Raw genomic sequence first — 19181 nt, 5'->3', positions numbered from 1 at the left:
CCTTCGTCATTGCGAGCGAAGCGAAGCAATCCAGTCCGGCGCTATCTGGATTGCCGCGTCGCCTGCGGCTCCTCGCAATGACGAAAATGGAGACCGAAATTGGCTGATTACGAAACCATCACCGTCGAAACCGACGCACAGGGCCACAAGGGCGTCACGCTGCTGACGATCAACCGTCCGCAGGCGCTGAACGCGCTTAATTCCACAGTGCTGGAAGAGCTGATCCATGCTTTCGCCGCCTATCAGGCCGATGGCTCGCAGCTGTGCGCGGTTTTGACCGGCAGCGGCGACAAGGCTTTTGCGGCGGGCGCGGATATCAAGGAAATGAGCGACAAGGCGGCCGCCGACTTCTACCTCGACGACTTTTTTAGCCCCTGGACGGCGGAGATCGTCAAGAAGACCCGCAAGCCTTGGATCGCGGCCGTGAATGGTTTTGCGCTGGGCGGCGGTTGCGAGCTTGCCATGATGGCGGATTTCATCATCGCTTCCGACAAGGCGAAGTTTGGCCAGCCCGAGATCAAGCTGGGCGTCGCGCCGGGCATGGGCGGATCGCAGCGGCTGACCCGCGCGATCGGCAAATCGAAGTCGATGGAAATGTGCCTCACCGGCCGGATGATGGCGGCCGAGGAGGCCGAGCGCAGCAATCTGGTGGCCCGCGTGGTGCCGCATGAGGAACTGATCGCCGAGACGCTGAAGACCGCAGCAAGCATTGCCGCGATGCCGCCGATGGCGGTGATCGCCAACAAGGAGATGGTCAATTCGGCGTTTGAAATGACGCTGGATCAGGGCTTGATCGTCGAGCGCCGGATCTTCCAGATCCTCACTGCGAGTGAGGACAAGGCCGAAGGCATGGCGGCGTTTATCGAAAAGCGCGAGGGGCAGTGGAAGGGGCGGTGATCTTCGGCTTCGGCCTGCTTGCCGTCGGCCTGTTCTTCTGCTGGCTCGCGAGCCGATTGTGGAAGTACCGCGATGGCGGCTCGATCAGTCTTCTGGAGGCCGCAATCCTCAAGGCGAGCGGGGAAGAGCCGCTGCCTCGCACCAAGTTTGACAGTTGGCTTCACGATTTTCAGATGGTGATGTCAGGGCTCTTCGGAATTCTGCTGGTTGCAGTCAGCATCTATGGTCTCCTTGAGGAAGCGGGTTTGACATGAAAATCGCCTTTATCGGTCTCGGCAACATGGGCGGCGGGATGGCTGCCAATCTGGTTAAGGCTGGGCACGACGTCCGCGCCTTCGACCTCTCCGGACCCGCGCTCGCCGCCGCACGCGAGGCAGGGTGCACGACCTTTGCCACTGCCAAGGAAGCCTGCGCAGGTGCAGATGCGGTCGTCTCGATGTTGCCCAACGGGGCGATCGTCAAACAGGTCTATTGGGACGACGTGATCGGCCATGCGCCCGAAGGTGCGATCCTGCTCGATTGTTCGACCATCGACGTTGCCACCGCGCGCGAGGTGATCTCGGTCACGGAGGCGCATGGCTACCAAATGGTCGACGCGCCGGTGTCCGGCGGGATTGCCGCCGCCAATGCCGGTACGCTGACTTTCATGGTCGGCGGCACCCCTGAAGCCTTCGCCCGCGCCCAGCCGATCCTCGCCGCGATGGGCAAGGCGGTGATCCACGCAGGCGACGCAGGGAACGGACAGGCCGCCAAAATCTGCAACAACATGCTGCTGGCGATCCACATGATCGGCACCTGCGAAGCCTTCACGATGGCCGAAAAGCTGGGTCTGGACGCGCAGACGTTCTACGATATCTCCAGTGTTTCATCCGGGCAGAACTGGTCGATGACGTCTTACTGCCCCGTCCCCGGCGTCGGGCCGGTCACGCCTGCTGACAACGACTATCAGGGCGGGTTTGCTGCAGGACTGATGCTGAAAGACCTGCGGCTGGCGATCGAGGCGGCGAAGGCTGCAGGCGCCAAGGTTGAACTCGGCGAACACGCCCGCGCGATCTACGAAGCCTTTGCCAAGGACAATGCCGGGGTCGATTTTTCAGGGATCATCCGCACGCTGTAATGCGCTGCTGCCGAAATCAGGGGCATTGGCCCTCTGAAGCGATTTTCAGCCGGTCTGCGGCCTGCTCGTCACTCCGCTGTAGTGCCTCGATGGTCTGTGCGATCACGCTGCAGTCAAACCGGGCACCGCGTCCTATCGCGGCTCCTGTAATTTCGCTGAAAGTGCTGGGGGGCAACACCCGCATTCCGCGCCGCAGGAAGGTGTCGTTCCAACGGTCTGTACCGCTGACGATGTCGATCAGGGTGCGCTGCCCCACACCGCCCGCCTCGCCGAGCACCGCCGGCCCCAGCTCTTGCAGCAATGTATCGGACGTGGATGCCTTGAGGAATAGCGCTGCATAGCGCCGCGCCGCCTCAGCTTCATCACCGGCTGCAAGCGCGAGACGCAACACCGTTTCCTGGGCCACCGGCTCGCGCCAGCCCCGCTGACCGGCGATCTGGATCGTGACGCCGGCTTCCTCGATAAGGCCTGCCTTGGTCTGAGCCACAGCCAGCAAGGTCAGATTTTCAGCCGGGATCGGGCGTCGGCGAACCAGCCTTTGCGCTTCTTCAAGCGCAAGCGCGGGGTCACTACCCTCGATTGCGCGCGCGGCCACCACGGCCTGCGCCGAACTGCGCAGCGGCCCCGGCACCGCAGATGCCAGCGCCGACGTGGTCGCTGCCTGCCGGTCGATCTGGACGAAGGTGGTGATCAGCGCGAGCGCAAACAGCGCGCCGAACCATGCCACTCTGGCGATCATGGCCGCGCTCTCCCCTGATCATCGGCGGTGCGCGCCAGCATCAGCAAGGCGAATCCCGCCAGTGCAAGCAAGGTCTGGCTTCGCAGGGGGTAATCCGAAATTGATTGCAGGGCGATCATCACAAGAAACACGCTGCCCGACCACGCAGCCCAGCGCTGCGGCGAATGCCGGGCACGCCAGCTGAGCAAGGCAACCAGCAGCAGCCACAGCGCCGCCAGCACAAGTCCGGGCAAACCAGCCTCAATCGCCAGTTCCAGATAATCATTATGCGCCCGCCCAGCGGTGCGTTGAGTCAGGTTTTCAAGCGATTCGTCGACTTGGAACACCTCGTCGAAGGTTCCCATCCCCGCACCGGCAGGCCAATAGCGCGCAGCGGTGTAGCTGGCATCATCCCAGATATAGCGGCGCGGATCATCTTTCGCCTCAAACCGTTCAATTGTTTTTTCGATCGGGCCGGGCGCGGTGACGGTCAACGCTGCGGTGCTGACCGCCACGAGGCCAATGGCCCCCAGCATGATGGCGAGTGGTCGTGCAGCAATTCCGCGGGCATCAACCGTTTCGCGTTCCCGCACGAACCACCAAACGGCCTTGATTCCAGCCATTGCCAGGGGCAGCATTGCCAGCACCACCGCAGTGCGTGATCGGGTCAGGATGATGGCCAGCAACAGAACCGCACACACGGCCAGCCTGACGGCCACCATTGCCAAGTGCGGTTTGGGAGCAGGCAACAGCGCTGCAAGCGTGAGGCTAAACCCAAGCAGCAAGCCGGTTGAATTGCGATTGGCGAAGGTGCCGAGCAGGACATCTCCGGGATTGCGTGCACCAAACAGCGTGGCCTCGTTGCCAGTTGCTCCGAGTTGGAACACGCCAAGCAGGGTGGTGGCTATGCCAAACCCGACCACTAACCAGCCCAGCCCGATGAGGCGCTGGCGCGGCAGCGTCCAGCCTGCAGCCAGAATCGCCATCGGTGTGATCAATGCTGTAAACGCAAGCAGCGTGCGTAGCGGGCTGACGCTCAACGGCATCCAGCCGACGACCCCGGTCAATTCAAGCGAGCGGGTGACAAGATTGCGGCCCGGAATTTCCTCCCACAAGCTGGGGGGCAGCGGCACAATCTGGATCAGCGGCAAAAGTAGTGACGCAGACACCAGGATGCGCAGAAGAACCGGCGATTGTGCCCAGAATTGCAAGAACGCTCCGCGACTTGGTAACAGTATCGCCAAAGCGACCAATTTGACGGCAAGGTTGGCAAGACCGAAATAACTTCCGCCCCCTCCAAGAACAAAGGCGACACACAAGAGTGCTGCTAGGCCGGAAAAGGTCGTACGCTCTGTCAGGTTCTTGTCCAATGGCGTTACCTTACACCAAGCTGTTCCTGTCCTGACGATACGCCAAAGGGCCACAGAAAAAACCCGGCATCGCGTGCCGGGTACTTTTTCGATGGAGCTTGTTTTTCAAGAAAACTGAAGGCGGTCAGGTGCCCGGCGACTGGTTGTTATCGCCAGAACTGGCGGCAATAATGATTGCGCCAATGATCGCAGCGGTAGCCAGCAGAGCAATGATGATCGTTTCTGCATTCACTTCTCTGTCTGAATTCGATTCGCCTTGCGCAGCGCGTCCAACACCCGGCTTCGACGCCGAGACCCGGTACACCGATGCACTATCGCCCGCACGCGTGTTCGCCTGAGCGGCAACCGGTGCAAGCGCCATGGTGGCGGCTGCGGCTGCCATCACGGAACGAGCGGCAAATTTGATCATCGGCAAATCCTCGTGAAACTTCTTCGTATTAATACTTAGTGCATTGCAACATACATGGCAACCCGCTCGATAGGGTGGAACGGTAAACGAAGCGTGTTTCTGCTGCCAAAGCGCGTTAAGCTGCGCTTATTGGGTTTTGCAAAACTTGACGGGCTCGACGATTTCAATCCTGCTTGAAAACCGTTGCATCCGGTTTGAGCAAAGGCTGGAATCGGGATATATCACCGCCCAATACGACCCGGTCGCCGTGACGAAGCCAAGCGTGGGCATCGAATTGACCATTCGCCAATTTTGCTGTCCCGACCACGATTTCGCTTGGGATGCTCAGGCGGGCTAGCCAGCGCTGCCCCGCCAGTGCCTGAACGAGGCAATCTGATCGCCACGGCACGCGCGCCGCCATGCGGGAGATGAAGAACGCCGCCTCGTCGCAACGGCGCACGATTTCGGCGGGTGAATTTTCCGTTGCACGCAATATCGCCACCTTGCGGTTGCGCTCCATCACGCCGTGGGGCCTGATGCGGGCTAATCCGATCCTTGCGGTGCCAAGGTCAATCAAGCCGCGTAGAGCAAGCACCAAAAAGCGTGGGAGAGAATACGCGCTACGCATCGTAGATCACGGGCTAACGCACGCCGTATCACGCCTGCGCGATAAGGTCGCTTGCGGCCAATTCATCAAGAAACGTGCGCAGGTCATGTTCTGCCGTATCACGATCAACTTCGTAGTGTTCAAGGATTCTGTCGCACACCTCGCTCGGGAGGTTGCCAGCAGTAAGGCCTTCCCACAACAGTGCCCCGACCGGATCGAGCCCGAAATAGGTGCCATTGGCGAGGTGCAAGACGACCATTTCATCGCCAACGCGATTTGCGATCGCCTGATCGCTGATTGTCCAGCGGGAATTGAGGATATCAGTCACACAGAATCTCCGGATCATGCTTGCCCGCGCCGCCAGTGCGCGGGGCGTTGCCGGCGGAAGGCTCAGACCCTAATTTTCGCGATAGCGGGAAAATAGTGAGACGACATGATCGAGTGCAGAGCGATAGTCAGGCAGGTGATGCGGGTAACGCTCCATCATCACCTTGGCAATGCCGCCGAAATCAAATCCGCTGCCTGCTATCGCAAGGCAATCGGTATCGATCTGCACCTTGGGTGAGTGCGCCGGGACGCGCTGGCTTGACCCCGCCTTCGCATCATCGGCAGAAATGACCCGGCTGAGAAAGGTCGACTGCCGGAATGCGCCGCGCGTTTCACCGGTCGCGGAATCGATCACTTCGCCGTCCCATGACCACACATAGTGATGATCGGCTAAGTTTGCCTTTGATCCGGGCTCTGATCCAGTCACCGGCCATCGACAAGTTCGGGTTGGCCGTAGGCGGCGATGTCTTAGCTGGAGGCACGGATCATCACGAAAGGCTTCCTTGCCGTTCGGCCAGCGGTATTGGTCTGCGGTTATCCATGATGGCTTTGATGATTTGATGCACTGCACCGAGACGGTTGAAATCATGCGGATAGGAAAGCCGGTAAGCCGGAACCTTAAGTGCCAGCTGCGACAGCCCCGCCAGCCGCCGGGCACCGCATCGCGGGTCTTTGGGGTCGAGCGAGAAACTCTGTTCGACCAACGCGATGCAAGCGCGGGTGCTGTTCATAGGTGTGGCAACGGCATCGGTCGCGCCGCATTCGCCAGAAAGAAAGAACATGGCGGCGAGCGGCATTGGCTGACCCGCTGATTTCGGAAGGGTCGGGAGGTGAACGTGCCGCTTGTCCGAATAATCCGCCATCGGCGATGTTGCTGCATCATTTCCAAGCAGGCTGGTGATTGCTTCGGGAAACAATCTCAGGCTTGGATAGACGGTCTGCGCAAGAAAACCGTTCACCCCTGGCGTGACAATTGCCGCATCATCACCCAGCAGCTCGCAGCCAGCTTGATGAAGGCTGGTCGCAAGCGTTGATTTGCCGGCACCAGACTGCCCCAGAAACAGCGCTAGTCGATCACCAAAGCGCACCGCACTGGCGTGCAACACCAATTCGCCCAGTTCAGCCAGCAGGCGCGGCGCGATGTGATCGTGCAGGATGTGAATGAGAACGGGTTTGGAGGTTTCCGGGCTAATGTCGAATCCGGTAATGGAGCGATCGCCAAAGTTGATCCGGAAGCGGGCGACATCGTGGAAATGGAATGACACCACGTCCCCGTCCCGCTCGATCAGCAGCGGCGGGGTCTGATCTTTATCGGAAAGTGCGGGTCGGTCGGGTAGGTTGATGCCGACAGGAATATGGGCGCCCAGATTCACGAACCGCCAAACAGAAAGGGGGCCCGTGACAAACGGACCCCGCTCTATAATTTCTTCAAACAAATCAGTCGTTATGATGCTGACTATGCCCTTTGATCGCCTGCGATCTTACGCGCGACGCTTCGAGCCGTTGTTGCCCACTTCGATGGTCGATCCGACGCCACCTGCGGTCAGATTGGCAAATTCGCCATAGACTACAAGCCTTGGGCGTGAATACTCGACTTTGCCGTTCGCGGTCTCATTGCGCTGCGCCATGTCTGATCCCCATAAAATCACCTATCCCGAAAACGGGACATCCACCAAAACAGGTAGCTCAAGGTCTTTTGTGTTGCAACTGCTAACTGGCCATGCCGCGCGGCGTCAACCGCAGTTAGTCGTTCTGATCGGACGAATGGATGCAGCACATCAGTCCACCCCGGCTTCGCTCCGCCCAGCCAATGGACAGCCACCGCGTCGCCAAACAGCCAGCCAACATGCTCTTTGCCGACGCGCCAGCGCACCGCATCGGGCAGCAGCCCGGCCATCGACCGACGCAGGATGATCTTGGGCCAGCCGTCATGTTCGATCTGATCGGCGGGCAGCGTGAGCACGAATTCAATCAGGCGGCGGTCGAGGAACGGATCGCGCGGTTCGATTCCGAATTGCGCCGCCACCCGGTCATAACGCTCGCGGGCAACCACGACATAGGGGTGCATCACCAGCGCGCGGCGGTCATCGCAGCGACCATCGAGTTTCAGTGCGATATGGCGGGCATGGGCGGCGCGGCGCTCTGCCATGTTGATCGACCGGGCAAGCGCGGGGGCGATCATGCTGGCTTGATCGGCGCGGCGTTGGCGCGATGTTGCCCCGGCGCGGCGGCGCAGCGCGCGCAGGCCTTCGGGCACCACAACGTGCCTTGCGCCGTTGATAAAGGTTGGGGCAGGCGGCATTTCCGCTCCCCAGAACTGGCGTGCTCCCGCCGCTTCGCGCCATGCACCGATGATATCGCCGCGCCGCAGCCGCCAAGCGACCATGTCATCGGCCATCAACGTCGTATCGCCAGCCACCCCGTCAAGCATAATGGAGACGCCCTCCTGCTGCGCTGCAAGATAGACCGCCCGCAGCATGGCCATATCTCCATCAAACGGCTCACCGCTCTGCTGTGACAGGCGCACCAATTCATTCGCATGGGCGGCGAAATCCTCGATTGCGATGTCGTGCGGGGCGAGGTGCGCCATGGTCTGCGCCGCGCGGATGGTGCGGGTTTCGGCGCAGCCTCGGGCGCTGCCGGTGGCTGAAAAAGTGGGGAGCGGGGGCATCCCGGCCTTTTGCAACAGCCGCGAAGCCACCGCCACGACTGATCCCGAATCCATCCCGCCCGACAGCATCGACCCAAGCTTTCCCGCAGGCGCCCGAAGCCGCGAACGCACCGCTTCGGTAAAGACTTCCAGAAAGGCATCGGCATAGGCACGATCATCTGCCAGCCGCAGCGAGGAGGGGGGCGGCAACTCCCAGTAACGCCATATCCGCAGCACATCGCCTTCCACGATCAGCGCATGGGCGGGCGGAAGGCGGTAGATGCCCTGATAGAAGGTCGAGATCAGATCACAGGCCTCAAGATCTTCGAGAAAATCGCCGATCCGCGCTTCATTGATCCGGCGCGGGATCGCGGGATGACTGGCCACCGCATCGGCATCGGTTGCAAAGGCAAAAATCTGGCCGGGCGCGTGATGGTAGATCAGTTGCCGCATCCCCACCTGATCGCGGGCGCAGAACAGACGCTGGCTTGGCGCATCCCAGATGGCGAAGGCAAAATCGCCGAGCAGGTGAGCGAGGCAGGCGGTGCTCCATCGCAGATAGGCGCGCAGCACCAATTCGCCGTCACCAATCATCCGCCCGGCATTGGTTAGGCCCAGCGCAGCGAGCAATTCATCACGATTGTCGATCCGTATGTCGCCGGTGATGACGCAGCCGCTTGGCGCGTGGTGAAAGGGGAGCTGTTCTTCCAGCGCTTCGGGTGTGGTCGCCAGCAGCGCATGGCCGAGAGCCGCCGCCCCTTCAGCCCACACCGCGCTGCCATCCGGGCCGCGCGGAGCGAGGGATCGGAGCATTCCGGCAAGCTCGTCCGGGGCGCACGCGGCCCCACCAAGCCGCACGACGCCGCAGATGCCGCTCATCGCCGGGCCTTTTCTTCAGCTTGCTCGATTACCTTGAACCCCTGTGGTGTGACCTCGATAATGCGGTCGGCGAGCGCAAGACTGGCGGGACGATGGGTGATGATGATCACCGTACGGTCAGTCAGCAGATCGGCGCAGGATTGAATGAATGCGGTTTCCCCGTCGAGATCGAACATGCTGGTGGCTTCGTCAAAAATATAGATCGGCGGATCGCGGAATAGCGCGCGAGCCAGCGCCAGCCGTTGCCGTTGCCCGCCCGACAGCCGCACGCCGCCATCGCCGATTTCGGTCGCCAACCCGCGCGGCAGACGTTCGATAAACTCCCACGCCTGCGCCAGCCGCGCCGCCTTTTCGATTGCCGCAGGGTCAGGATCGGGGCACCCGAAAGCGATATTCTCGGCAATCGATCCGTAAGCCAGCAAGGGGCGTTGCGGCACATAGCCGAATTGCCGCCGCAGATCCTGAACTTGCAGATCGGCAATATCCACGCCGTCGAGCGTAATGCGCCCCTGATCCGGCTGATAAAACCGCAGGATCAGGTTGACGAGGGTGGATTTGCCGATGCCGTTGTCACCCGTCAGCGCGATGGTTTCACCCGGTGCGATGGCAAGGCTCGCATTGGTTAGCACCGCCGGCCGGCCGGGATAGGCAAAGCTCACCGCGTCTATCGCAATCGCGCCCCTTGCCCGTTCGATCCGACGCTTGCGGTCATAACCGGGTTCGGGCCGCATCGCGAACACTGCCTCCAGCCGTGCAAGTGTCCCCTTGGCAATTTGAAATCTGCCATAGGTATCGGCCAGGCTGCCGACCGGGCGGGTCAGCAGCGCGGCGTAGAACAGGAAGGCAAACATTTCGCTGGGGCTGCGCGCGCCGTCCTGAACCTGCGCACTGCCGATAACCAGAATGACGATCGCCGCGATGGCCGCCACCAGCGCCACAATCGGTCCGATAAAGGCGGTGATCCGGGCCTGTTTCAGCTTCAGCAGCCGCGCCTTTTCAACCGCCGCTGCGTAGCGCGATCGATGTTCGCGCTCGACCGCGAAGGCTTTGATCGCGGGCAGCATCTCGATATCGCTTTCGGCAATCCAGACGATATCGACCTCGGCACGGCGCACCTGCCTGCCCAGCACCCTGAGCCGCCTGCCCACCCACTTCATCACGATGAAAAACGGCGGGATCAGGATCGGGATGGTGAAGGTCAGCACCGGATCGATGATGAACAGGATGATGAAGGCACCAGCCGCCGTCATCGCCATTGATGGCACCCGCGCCAGCGTGGCCGTGAGGAAGGTGCTGAGGTTTTCGACCTCGTGGCTCATCAGGCTGAGCAGGTCGCCGCCGCGGCTGCGATCATGGAACGCCATCGGCATCGCCACAATGCGTTCGTGGGTTTCCTTGCGCAAATTGGCGAGAATTCGCCCCGATGCCCGTTCGGATAGGATCGCAACCATGATCGTTGTCCCGGCCAGCCCGGTCAGCGCGACGGCCAGCAGGATCAGCGTCTCATCGAGATTGACCGCAGCTTCGCCAACCATGCTGGCTGCAAGCTGGGCAGCCAGCCACGGAAGTGCCAGCGTGACCGCCGAACTGGCGAGCGAAAGCCCCCCGATCAGCGCCAGTTCGCCCCGAAACCGGCTGGTCCAATGCCGCAGAAACGCCAGCCGCATGTCAGCGTTTCCCGATCAGCAGTTTGCCGATGCCCTCAGTCCAGCGGCGCAGGTGCAGCGCGGGCCGTGGCCAGCCGTCCGCATCAGGAAAGCGGGCTTGCAAAAACGCATCATCGGGAAGGGCGGCATAGCGAAACACGCGCGCCTTTTCGCTCAACCCAGAGCAGGCGGCAAGGTCGCGGCGTAAGCGCCACAGATGCGAGGATGAGCTGAAATAGGCGGCAACGCCGTGATTTTCCGGTGCGTGTGCCATTGTGTCGGCAACCGCCTCAGGCACGGCTGTGCCTAGTGTGCGCTGCGCAAAGGCCAAGCTGTTGTGCACCATCGCCTGCGTGCCCGTGGACGCGGCGCGCTCACCCAGCGCCTGCCAATCGCTCGCACCAAATATTCCGGTCAGCAAGTGTGTATCGACCGCCCAGATCAGGCGGTCAGTTTCAAATACTTCATCTGCCCCCACATGATACCCGAACAGGCCGTGTGCGGCGCGATTGATCGCGATCAGGATGAGGTTGTCGACCGGCCCGATGCCGCGAGCGAGGGAGGATAAGCGGTCAAGCGCGATGGTTTGGTCAAAGCGCAGTCCTCTCTCGATCATCCGCGACGCGGCGGCGCTGGCATTGATGCGCCAATGAATGTCGACCGTCGGGATAAACCCGATGGCGGTGTCGCATAACCAGCTTTCCTGCAGCGCTTTGGTATCACCAGCCTCGCGCCAGCCGCATGAACGCAGCACCTGCCTCACCTGTTTGCGGCGCGCGCCGGGCACAAAGATGTCGGTGTCGCCGCGCTTCCGCATCGCCGGATCGTGATAGATCGAATAGGCAAGCGCGGTCCCCTTGGTGACGATCGCACGGATATCTGCTGCCGCGAAGGCTTCGAGCAGCGGGGCAATCGCGGCGCGGTGGCTATCCTCCCAGAACGATTGCACCCCAGCCTGCTGCCGCACCGCACGGGCGAGCGCCGGTGGCCAAGTGGCGAAAGCCACCGGGGCCTGCGCGATCAGCAGGGCAACCCCGTGAAAGGCAATCCGGTGCGCCGCTGCGTCTACATCGCCGGAACATTCCGTCGGCCATGGTGGAACCTGCTCGTCGCGCAGAATGCTGGAAACGCAGCGCGCAAGGTACTGGTCGAGCGCAGCAATGTTCATGGCGATAAGATCCGGCGCATCACTCTTTCGGTCTCCAGCCCGCGACGTAATCGCTGCCCGGTTGTCCCGCGGCCATTGCCAGATGGCAAGCATTCCCGCGATAAGGCAATTTGAAGCGACTGCAAGCCGGACGGGCACTTTGCGATTGACCTGCGGAAACCGTGCTGCGATGCGGCGTCAAGTTGGTACGTGTTGATTTAGGTTGATTTAGAGAGGCAGCGGTCACCCGCTATGGCAATTGGAAGCAACAGGCGGGGCATCATTTTAGCTGGCGGCTCCGGCACGCGACTTTACCCGTTGACGCGGGGCGTTTCCAAGCAATTGATGCCGATTTTTGACAAGCCGATGATCTATTATCCGCTCAGCACGCTGATGCTGGCGGGGATCCGCGATATTCTGATTATCACGACGCCCGAAGATGCCGCGCAGTTTCAGCGGGTGCTGGGAGATGGGTCGGATTTTGGCGTTTCGCTGTCCTATGAAGTGCAGCCCAAGCCTGAAGGACTAGCGCAGGCGTTTCACATCGGCGCGGATTTCGTGCGCGGGGGGCCGAGCGCGCTGATCCTCGGCGATAATATCTTCTACGGCCACGGCCTGCCCGCATTGTTGGGCAATGCCGATGCGCGTGCCAGCGGGGCGAGCGTGTTTGCTTACCGGGTCAATGATCCCCAAGCCTTCGGCGTGGTGGAATTTGATGCGGACGGCAAGGCGGTGTCGATCGAGGAAAAGCCCAAGCTGCCCAAATCGAACTACGCGGTCACGGGCCTGTATTTCTATGATGAGACGGTGGTGGACCGCGCCCGCGACCTTGCGCCCTCGCCGCGCGGCGAGCTGGAGATTACCGATTTGAACCGGCTCTATCTTGATGAAGGCTCGCTGGCGGTCGAGATCATGGGGCGCGGGTTCGCGTGGCTCGACACTGGCACCCATGCCTCGCTGCTCGATGCGGCGACCTATGTGCGGATCACCGAGGAACGTCAGGGCCTGAAGATCTGCTGCCCCGAAGAAATCGCGTGGAGGCAAGGCTTTATCACCACCGACCGCTTGCGTGAAATTGCCGAGCCGCTGCGCAAATCGGGCTACGGCGAATATCTGCTTGGCCTGCTGGAAAACCCGGTGCTGGCGTGAAGGTTGTTCAAACCGCCATTCCCGGCCCGCTGATCATCGAACCGCGCGTGTTCGGTGATGCGCGCGGGTTTTTCATGGAGACTTGGAATACGGCCGCGTTTGCGCAAGCGGGACTGAATGTCACCTTTGTGCAGGACAATCACAGCCGCTCGCAAAAGGGCGTGCTGCGCGGGCTGCATTTCCAGAACCCGGGTGCGCAGGGCAAGCTGGTGCGGGTAACGCGCGGCGCGGTGTTCGATGTGGCGGTTGATCTGCGCGCCTCATCGCCGACATTCGGTCAGTGGGTCGGAGTGGAACTGAGCGCGGACAACAACCGCATGTTCTGGGTGCCCGAAGGCTTTGCCCACGGCTTCCTGACGCTGGAGGATGACACCGACTTCCTCTACAAATGCACCGCTCCCTATGCCCCGCAGTCCGAACACACCCTGGCCTGGGATGATCCGGCGGTGGGGGTTGCATGGCCGGCGGCAGGGATCGATCCGATCATCTCTGACAAGGACGCGCGCGGGCTGGCGCTCGGCGATGTGCCGGTGTTTGCATGAAAGTACTGATCACCGGCGCGAACGGCCAGCTGGGCGGCGCTTTGCAACGCCTGACCCCGGATTGGGCCGAGGTGAGCGTGATCGGCGCTGATGATTGCGACTTCACCGATATCCCGATGCTGCGCGCGCGGCTGTCGGTGGAGGCGCCCGACATCATTCTCAACGCAGCGGCTTATACCGCAGTGGACAAGGCCGAAAGCAACGAAGACCTGGCCCGCGCGATCAACGCCGATGCGGTGGCTGCGATGGTCGCAGCGATGGCGGAAAGCGGCGGCAAGCTGGTGCATATATCGACCGATTTCGTGTTCGATGGCGAGGCAAGCGCGGCCTACGAGCCATCAGCAGCCCGCAACCCCCTGTCTGCCTATGGCCGAACGAAAGTCGCAGGCGAGGATTACTTGCGCGCCGACGACCTGCTGGTGCGCACTGCATGGGTTTACGAAGCAGGCGGGGCGAATTTCGTGCGCACCATGATCCGGCTGATGAACGAGCGCGATGAACTGGGCGTGGTTGCCGATCAGGTGGGTGCGCCGACCTGGGCGAGCGGGCTCGCGCACACCATCTGGGCACTGGTTAAAAAGGGCGCGACCGGCACCTTCCATCACTGCGATGACGGGGCGTGCAGCTGGCACGATTTCGCGGTCGCCATCGCCGAGGAAGCGCACGCGCTTGGTCTGATCGCGCGCATGCCTACCATCCGCCCGATCACCACCGCCGATTACCCCACACCTGCAAAGCGCCCGGCATTCTCGCTGCTCGATTGCAGCGCCACGCGAGCGTTTCTGGGCGACACCCCGGTTCACTGGCGCACCAACCTGCGCCTGATGCTGCAAGAGGAAGCAAAGCTTGGCTAATCTGCTCGTCACCGGCGGCGCCGGCTTTATCGGCGGCAATTTCGTGCATTACTGGAATGCGCAGCACCCGGACGACGGGGTGACGGTGCTCGACGCGCTGACCTATGCGGGCAACCGCTCGACGCTCGAAGGCACCAATGCCGAACTGGTGGAAGGCGACATCCGTGACACCGCGCTGGTGGAAAGCCTGCTAAAGACCCGCGACATCACCACCATCGTCCACTTCGCCGCTGAAAGCCATGTCGACCGGTCAATCACCGGGCCGGACGCCTTCATCGACACCAATATCCTTGGCACCAATAGCCTGCTGAAAGCCGCGCGGGCTGTTTGGCTGGCTGGCGATGGACGCGCCCACCGCTTCCACCATATCTCGACCGACGAGGTGTTTGGCTCGCTTGGCCCGCATGATCCGGCCTTTAGCGAGGTCACGCCCTATGCGCCCAACTCGCCCTATTCGGCCAGCAAGGCCGCGTCCGATCATCTGGTGCGCGCCTATCACCACAACTACGGGCTGGAGGTGACGACCAGCAATTGTTCGAACAATTACGGCCCCTATCAATACCCTGAAAAGCTGATCCCGCTGTTTCTGCTCAACGCGCTGCACGGGCGGCCCTTGCCAATCTATGGCGACGGGATGAACGTGCGCGACTGGCTGCACGTCGAAGATCACTGCCGCGGGATCGAAGCCTGCCTCACGCGCGGAATACCGGGCGAGACCTACAATATTGGCGGCGGGGCAGAGCTGCCCAATCTCGAAGTGATCGCCGCAATCTGCCGCGAAGTCGACCGCGTCTTTGCCGAGATCGAAGGGCTGGCCGAGCGCTACCCGCAAGCGCCCGCAGCGCGCGGTGAACCAACCGAAACCCTCAAAACCTTCGTCACCGACCGCGCCGGCCACGACCGCCGCTACGCCATCGACGAGACCAAAGCCCGCGCCGAACTGAACTACGCCCCGAAGCACGGCTTCGACGAAGGCCTCCGCCAGACATTGCGATGGTATCTCGATCACGAAAGTTGGTGGCGCCCGCTGTTGGCGCGCTGAACCTCAGCCGGGCGCAGGACAGAATTGGTGCGCCATCCATGACCCAAGGCACTCATGCCCGGCGGCATTCATATGGAGCGCGTCGCCAACCAACACGGGTTGGGCCGAAGGGCAGGATGTGAAGGCATCGGCAGGATCAAGCACCGCAACCTTCGCCGACCGGCCAACCGCCCCTGCTGCTTCGCGATAGGGGGAAAGCCTGCGGGTGATCGCGGTGCTGCCGCCTGGCGGCGGGGCGAGCAGAACGACCTGCGCCCCACGATTGCGCCATCCTGCGATCTGACGTTTCAGTGAGGCCTTGTAATCGTCAACCGGAACAGTGGTCTTGTCGCCCAGCCACCCACGCGGCGCGGCATCGTTTGTGCCATAGACGAGAATTACCAGATCCGCCTCGGGTAAGTCTCGCCCTCGCCAGCGTTTCTCGCCGTCGATTGCTGTCTCGCCTCCGACTCCATAGCGCACGACCTTGACGCGGCTTGCCAGCGACTGTTCGAGCACCACGCCAAATGGCGCGCCGCCTTCGCCCATTCGGCTTCCTGCAACGTGGCTGTCTCCGATAATGGCGATGTGTGATCCCCTGGCAGGGCAGACGAGATCACCCAGCAGATGGGAAACCGATGATGCCGCAGCGCTTTGCGTGCCCCCTAATCGCCATTGCGGCAGTTCTTGCCAAAGCGCGGCAAACATGCCCAACAACAGCGCGGCCACGGCCAGCGCGATTTTCTTTGCGCTGGTCAGAAAAGGGGGCCGGGCTGTCACGCCCTCAGGATTGCGCCTGCAGGCGATTTGGGTCAAGGCGCTGTACGATCGCGCTCGATGCGTCTGAAGGAGGAACAAGGTGAACCTCGCCCGACTGTCTGTTTTGCGCAAGCTTCTTACCGGAATACGGCTGCGCCTTTTCCGTGGGGTGATGAAGATGGACATTCATCCCACAGTAGAAATGTCGCTTAGTGCCAAGCCGGACCTAACCTTTCCCAAAGGCGTGCACATTGGCGAATATACTTATGTCGCCTTCAACGCCCGGATACTGACCCATGACCGCACCCGCGGCCTGTACATGCACACAAATATCGGCCGCAACTGCTTCATCGGTGGGGGAAGCATCATCCTTCCCGGCATTACTGTCGGGGACAATTGCGTGATCGGAGCCGGTAGTGTTGTGACCAAGGACGTGCCGCCGCGCTCGATTGTTGCTGGCAACCCGGCCAAGCTGATGCGCAGCGATATCGCGGTGGGTGCCTATGGCCGCTTTCTTGATGCGGACGAAACCGAAAAACGCATCCGCGCAGCCGATCCATCGGCAGCCGATTTGCCCAATCGCAAAATTCTGTAAACGAAGGGCAACTTCGCCAATTTACGCCCGCCCGGGCAAGGAATATCAATGCCCGATCGCCCCTTGCCGCACTTGAACGCTGAAGCGGTGCCGCTTAACGTGGGCTTACTTTGGCATTCCTGCTTTTCCGAAAATCTTGGCGTCGGCGCGCTCAGTGTCGCCAACGCCAACTTGATCGGCGCTGCTGCCGTAAAGGCTGGCCGCCGACCGGTGTTCCATCTGATGGGCGTGCGCGGCACCTTTGATTACAGCCACGAAATAGTATTCGAGAACCATTTCGAGAATATTGGCTACAAGTCGCTCATCAATCCCTTCTCAAGCCTTCACCGGACGCTGCGGAGCTGCGATGTGGTGTTCGATATCGGCGGTGGCGACAGTTTTTCAGATATTTATGCCGTGCGCCGGTTTTGGCTGATAATCGGATCAAAGTGGGCAGCCCGCTGTGCCAAAGGGCCGTTAATCCTCAGCCCGCAGACGATCGGCCCGTTTCATACCGCAGTCGCCCGCCATGCCGCAGTGGGGACGATGAATTTTGTGCAGCGGGTTTTTGCGCGCGACGAAGCATCGTTCAAGCTGCTCGGTGAACTTGGCATGGCGCATAACGCGGCGTTGACCACGGATGTTGCCTTTGCTCTGCCGTTCACGCCTGCGCCTGAGAAGCAGCACCGCGACCTTGTGGCGGGGCCGATAAAGGTTGGGCTGAATGTTTCGGCGCTGCTCTATCGGCGTGAACTGGCACGCGGTGATCGGATCAGGCTGACGGTGGATTATCCGGCGCTGATCGACGCGCTGCTGGAACGGATAACGCGCGAGCCACGGGCCGAGTTGCATCTCGTGCCGCATGTGCTCGCCGCGGCCACGCCTTACGAGGACGATTACGCTTTGGCCGAGGAATTGCAGCGGCGCTTCCCGGCGGCAATCTTGCCACCGCGCTTTTCCGGGCCATCGCAGGCGAAAAGCTACATCGCAAACCTTGATCTGTTTGCAGGCAGCAGGATGCACGCCACGATCGCGGCGATCTCGTCAGGCACGGCGGTGGTGCCGCTCGGCTACAGTCGCAAGTTCAGCGGGTTGTTCGATTCCTTGGGGTATGGCTGGAATGCCGATCTCACGCGTGAGGATAACGCGGCGGTGCTTGCTCGGTTTGACGCGGCATTGGCTGATTTGCCTGGACTTCGCGCTGAGGCGGTGGCGGCTAATGCCGAAGCACAGCGGCGGCTTGGCCACTATATTTCCGCGCTGGATGATACCGTGACAAAGTTGAGCAATCACGATGTATGATCTTGATACCATCAAGGCCAATGGGCTGTGTTCGGGTTGCGGTCTGTGTGCGGGTATGGCGGTTGGTGGCGATGCGCCGATCGTGATGCGCGATACGGCTGAGGGTTATCGCCGTCCCGAGGTTGTGGGAGAGGTTTCCGCAGAGCTTGCACGGATGATTGACACGGTCTGCCCCGGTGCCAATATCCGGCATGATCCCGCGCAGCATGAGGCCGAATACCACCCCGTTTGGGGGCCGCTGATCGCCGCGCGCCTCGGCTGGAGCACTGATATAGAGATGCGCCGCAATGCCTCATCGGGGGGTGGATTGTCGGGCATTCTTGTGCATCTGCTTGCCAGTCGGAAAATTGATTATGTGGTGCAAACGGCGGTGTCCTCGCAATCGCCTGTGCGCAATGCATTGGCGATCAGCACCGGGCGTGACGATGTGTTTCACGCTGCCGGTTCGCGCTATGCACCGTCGTCACCGCTCGAGGATATTGGCGTGCGGCTTGATGCGCCGGGGAAATTTGCGTTTGTCGGCAAGCCTTGCGACGTCGCAGGTCTGCGTCAGCTTGCCCGCTACGATCCCCGGGTCAACGAAAAGGTATCGGTGATGATCGCCTTCATGTGCGCAGGCGTGCCGAGCTATCGCGGCACTTCGGCATTGCTTTCGGCGATGGGGGTGGAGGATGAAAGCGCGGTCGTTTCGTTGCGCTATCGCGGTGATGGCTGGCCGGGATTTGCCACCGCGCGGCTCGAAGATGGCACTATCTTGACGATGGATTATGATACCAGTTGGGGCCGCATCCTCAACCGTCACCTGCAGTTCCGCTGCAAGATATGCCCTGATGGCATTGGCGAATTTGCCGATATCGTCTGCGCCGACGGCTGGTATTGCGATGCGGACGGCAACCCTCTGTTTGAAGAAATGGATGGCCGCAGCATCATTCTCACCCGCACACAGCGCGGCGAGGCAATACTGGCACGGGCAATGGCGACGGGCACGATTGCGACTGAGCCGCTGAGCCTGCAATCGCTTGGTCATATGCAGCCGTTTCAGGCGCGCCGCAAAGGCATGGTGCTGCCGCGATTGGCGGCCATGGCGTTAACTGGCCGAAGGCGGCCGCGGTTTGCCAAGCTCTCATTGGTTCGCACCGCGCATAGGCTGGGCGTAAAGGAAAGTTTGCGCAGTTTCGTTGGCACCTTCCGCCGCCTGCTGACAGGGCAGGGCAGGGATTGATGCTGCGTGTGA

22 protein-coding genes are annotated in these 19181 nt (G+C 61.4%); 10 read left to right on the top strand and 12 right to left on the bottom strand.

Annotation, left to right across the window (positions count from 1 at the left end; genetic code table 11):
• Nucleotides 1-99 precede the first annotated feature (99 nt).
• From ABIE62_RS04800 to mmsB, 3 genes are read left to right on the top strand one after another with little or no spacing between them, the layout of a single operon-like run.
• Nucleotides 100-897 carry an enoyl-CoA hydratase-related protein gene (locus ABIE62_RS04800; RefSeq protein WP_354324016.1) on the top strand — a complete coding sequence of 266 codons (798 nt, stop codon included), beginning with the start codon at nt 100-102 and terminating at the stop codon, nt 895-897.
• Nucleotides 894-1151 carry a hypothetical protein gene (locus ABIE62_RS04795; RefSeq protein ID WP_354324014.1) on the top strand — a complete coding sequence of 86 codons (258 nt, stop codon included), beginning with the start codon at nt 894-896 and terminating at the stop codon, nt 1149-1151. Before ABIE62_RS04800 ends, ABIE62_RS04795 begins: the two co-directional genes overlap by 4 nt.
• Nucleotides 1148-2014 carry a 3-hydroxyisobutyrate dehydrogenase gene (gene mmsB, locus ABIE62_RS04790; RefSeq protein ID WP_354324012.1) on the top strand — a complete coding sequence of 289 codons (867 nt, stop codon included), beginning with the start codon at nt 1148-1150 and terminating at the stop codon, nt 2012-2014. Before ABIE62_RS04795 ends, mmsB begins: the two co-directional genes overlap by 4 nt.
• 16 nt (nt 2015-2030) lie before the next feature.
• Here the strand turns inward: mmsB and ABIE62_RS04785 are convergent, their stop codons facing one another.
• The 11 genes from ABIE62_RS04785 to ABIE62_RS04735 form a co-directional block, all read right to left on the bottom strand.
• On the bottom strand, nt 2031-2753 hold the full coding sequence (locus tag ABIE62_RS04785; RefSeq protein WP_354324010.1) for a hypothetical protein: 723 nt from the start codon (nt 2751-2753) through the stop codon (nt 2031-2033).
• On the bottom strand, nt 2750-3901 hold the full coding sequence (locus ABIE62_RS04780; RefSeq protein WP_354324008.1) for an O-antigen ligase family protein: 1152 nt from the start codon (nt 3899-3901) through the stop codon (nt 2750-2752). Before ABIE62_RS04780 ends, ABIE62_RS04785 begins: the two co-directional genes overlap by 4 nt.
• Nucleotides 3902-4226: 325 nt before the next feature.
• Nucleotides 4227-4511: a hypothetical protein gene (locus ABIE62_RS04775; RefSeq protein WP_354324006.1), complete on the bottom strand. Its 285-nt coding sequence runs from the start codon at nt 4509-4511 to the stop codon at nt 4227-4229.
• A 163-nt stretch (nt 4512-4674) separates the two neighbouring features.
• Nucleotides 4675-5118, bottom strand: a complete 444-nt coding sequence (locus ABIE62_RS04770; RefSeq protein ID WP_354324004.1) for a lasso peptide biosynthesis B2 protein — start codon at nt 5116-5118, stop codon at nt 4675-4677.
• Nucleotides 5119-5146: 28 nt separating this feature from the next.
• On the bottom strand, nt 5147-5425 hold the full coding sequence (locus ABIE62_RS04765; protein ID WP_354324002.1) for a PqqD family protein: 279 nt from the start codon (nt 5423-5425) through the stop codon (nt 5147-5149).
• Nucleotides 5426-5494: 69 nt separating this feature from the next.
• Entirely contained in the window at nt 5495-5851 is a 357-nt protein-coding gene (locus tag ABIE62_RS04760; RefSeq protein WP_354324000.1) for a hypothetical protein, read from the bottom strand.
• A gap of 61 nt (nt 5852-5912) precedes the next feature.
• Nucleotides 5913-6860: a hypothetical protein gene (locus ABIE62_RS04755; RefSeq protein WP_354323998.1), complete on the bottom strand. Its 948-nt coding sequence runs from the start codon at nt 6858-6860 to the stop codon at nt 5913-5915.
• A 45-nt stretch (nt 6861-6905) separates the two neighbouring features.
• A complete protein-coding gene (locus tag ABIE62_RS04750) occupies nt 6906-7052 on the bottom strand; it encodes a lasso RiPP family leader peptide-containing protein (protein WP_354323996.1) in 147 nt (48 codons plus the stop codon).
• Between the two features lie 17 nt (nt 7053-7069).
• The gene (locus tag ABIE62_RS04745) at nt 7070-8953 is read right to left on the bottom strand and encodes an asparagine synthase-related protein (protein ID WP_354323994.1); all 1884 of its coding nucleotides are present in this window, start codon (nt 8951-8953) and stop codon (nt 7070-7072) included.
• Complete coding sequence (locus ABIE62_RS04740; protein ID WP_354323992.1) at nt 8950-10620, bottom strand: ABC transporter ATP-binding protein; 1671 nt, start codon at nt 10618-10620, stop codon at nt 8950-8952. The genes ABIE62_RS04745 and ABIE62_RS04740 overlap by 4 nt, the downstream gene beginning before the upstream one ends.
• Before the next feature lies 1 nt (nt 10621).
• A complete protein-coding gene (locus ABIE62_RS04735; protein ID WP_354323991.1) occupies nt 10622-11767 on the bottom strand; it encodes a nucleotidyltransferase family protein in 1146 nt (381 codons plus the stop codon).
• Nucleotides 11768-11998: 231 nt separating this feature from the next.
• Here ABIE62_RS04735 and rfbA point away from each other — a divergent pair, with 231 nt between their 5' ends.
• From rfbA to rfbB, 4 genes are read left to right on the top strand one after another with little or no spacing between them, the layout of a single operon-like run.
• Entirely contained in the window at nt 11999-12895 is an 897-nt protein-coding gene (gene rfbA, locus ABIE62_RS04730; protein WP_354323990.1) for a glucose-1-phosphate thymidylyltransferase RfbA, read from the top strand.
• Nucleotides 12892-13437 carry a dTDP-4-dehydrorhamnose 3,5-epimerase gene (gene rfbC, locus ABIE62_RS04725; RefSeq protein ID WP_354323988.1) on the top strand — a complete coding sequence of 182 codons (546 nt, stop codon included), beginning with the start codon at nt 12892-12894 and terminating at the stop codon, nt 13435-13437. Before rfbA ends, rfbC begins: the two co-directional genes overlap by 4 nt.
• The gene (gene rfbD / locus ABIE62_RS04720) at nt 13434-14291 is read left to right on the top strand and encodes a dTDP-4-dehydrorhamnose reductase (RefSeq protein ID WP_354323986.1); all 858 of its coding nucleotides are present in this window, start codon (nt 13434-13436) and stop codon (nt 14289-14291) included. The genes rfbC and rfbD overlap by 4 nt, the downstream gene beginning before the upstream one ends.
• Complete coding sequence (gene rfbB, locus ABIE62_RS04715; RefSeq protein ID WP_354323984.1) at nt 14284-15333, top strand: dTDP-glucose 4,6-dehydratase; 1050 nt, start codon at nt 14284-14286, stop codon at nt 15331-15333. Before rfbD ends, rfbB begins: the two co-directional genes overlap by 8 nt.
• A gap of 3 nt (nt 15334-15336) precedes the next feature.
• On the opposite strand, the gene ABIE62_RS04710 is transcribed toward rfbB, so the two are convergent.
• On the bottom strand, nt 15337-16092 hold the full coding sequence (locus ABIE62_RS04710) for an SGNH/GDSL hydrolase family protein (RefSeq protein ID WP_354323982.1): 756 nt from the start codon (nt 16090-16092) through the stop codon (nt 15337-15339).
• 79 nt (nt 16093-16171) lie between these two features.
• Here ABIE62_RS04710 and ABIE62_RS04705 point away from each other — a divergent pair, with 79 nt between their 5' ends.
• From ABIE62_RS04705 to ABIE62_RS04695, 3 genes are read left to right on the top strand one after another with little or no spacing between them, the layout of a single operon-like run.
• Complete coding sequence (locus tag ABIE62_RS04705; RefSeq protein WP_354323981.1) at nt 16172-16666, top strand: acyltransferase; 495 nt, start codon at nt 16172-16174, stop codon at nt 16664-16666.
• A gap of 48 nt (nt 16667-16714) precedes the next feature.
• Nucleotides 16715-17947, top strand: coding sequence for a polysaccharide pyruvyl transferase family protein (locus ABIE62_RS04700; protein ID WP_354323980.1), 1233 nt, complete (start codon nt 16715-16717; stop codon nt 17945-17947).
• Nucleotides 17940-19169: a Coenzyme F420 hydrogenase/dehydrogenase, beta subunit C-terminal domain gene (locus ABIE62_RS04695; RefSeq protein ID WP_354323978.1), complete on the top strand. Its 1230-nt coding sequence runs from the start codon at nt 17940-17942 to the stop codon at nt 19167-19169. The genes ABIE62_RS04700 and ABIE62_RS04695 overlap by 8 nt, the downstream gene beginning before the upstream one ends.
• Nucleotides 19170-19181 lie beyond the last annotated feature (12 nt).

Source organism: Porphyrobacter sp. MBR-155, assembly GCF_040547625.1.
Lineage (GTDB): Bacteria > Pseudomonadota > Alphaproteobacteria > Sphingomonadales > Sphingomonadaceae > Erythrobacter.
Note: the sequence above shows the minus strand (reverse complement) of the source record. Positions and strands in the feature narration are given on the sequence as shown.

What these genes read in the sequence shown, in the direction of transcription:
- mmsB (WP_354324012.1), top strand. Translation starts at nt 1,148, where the DNA reads ATGAAAATCGCCTTTATCGGTCTCGGCAACATGGGCGGCGGGATGGCT.
- ABIE62_RS04785 (WP_354324010.1), bottom strand. Translation starts at nt 2,753, where the DNA reads ATGATCGCCAGAGTGGCATGGTTCGGCGCGCTGTTTGCGCTCGCGCTG.
- ABIE62_RS04775 (WP_354324006.1), bottom strand. Translation starts at nt 4,511, where the DNA reads ATGATCAAATTTGCCGCTCGTTCCGTGATGGCAGCCGCAGCCGCCACC.
- ABIE62_RS04770 (WP_354324004.1), bottom strand. Translation starts at nt 5,118, where the DNA reads ATGCGTAGCGCGTATTCTCTCCCACGCTTTTTGGTGCTTGCTCTACGC.
- ABIE62_RS04750 (WP_354323996.1), bottom strand. Translation starts at nt 7,052, where the DNA reads ATGGCGCAGCGCAATGAGACCGCGAACGGCAAAGTCGAGTATTCACGC.
- ABIE62_RS04745 (WP_354323994.1), bottom strand. Translation starts at nt 8,953, where the DNA reads ATGAGCGGCATCTGCGGCGTCGTGCGGCTTGGTGGGGCCGCGTGCGCC.
- ABIE62_RS04740 (WP_354323992.1), bottom strand. Translation starts at nt 10,620, where the DNA reads ATGCGGCTGGCGTTTCTGCGGCATTGGACCAGCCGGTTTCGGGGCGAA.
- ABIE62_RS04735 (WP_354323991.1), bottom strand. Translation starts at nt 11,767, where the DNA reads ATGAACATTGCTGCGCTCGACCAGTACCTTGCGCGCTGCGTTTCCAGC.
- rfbA (WP_354323990.1), top strand. Translation starts at nt 11,999, where the DNA reads ATGGCAATTGGAAGCAACAGGCGGGGCATCATTTTAGCTGGCGGCTCC.
- rfbD (WP_354323986.1), top strand. Translation starts at nt 13,434, where the DNA reads ATGAAAGTACTGATCACCGGCGCGAACGGCCAGCTGGGCGGCGCTTTG.
- ABIE62_RS04700 (WP_354323980.1), top strand. Translation starts at nt 16,715, where the DNA reads ATGCCCGATCGCCCCTTGCCGCACTTGAACGCTGAAGCGGTGCCGCTT.
- ABIE62_RS04695 (WP_354323978.1), top strand. Translation starts at nt 17,940, where the DNA reads ATGTATGATCTTGATACCATCAAGGCCAATGGGCTGTGTTCGGGTTGC.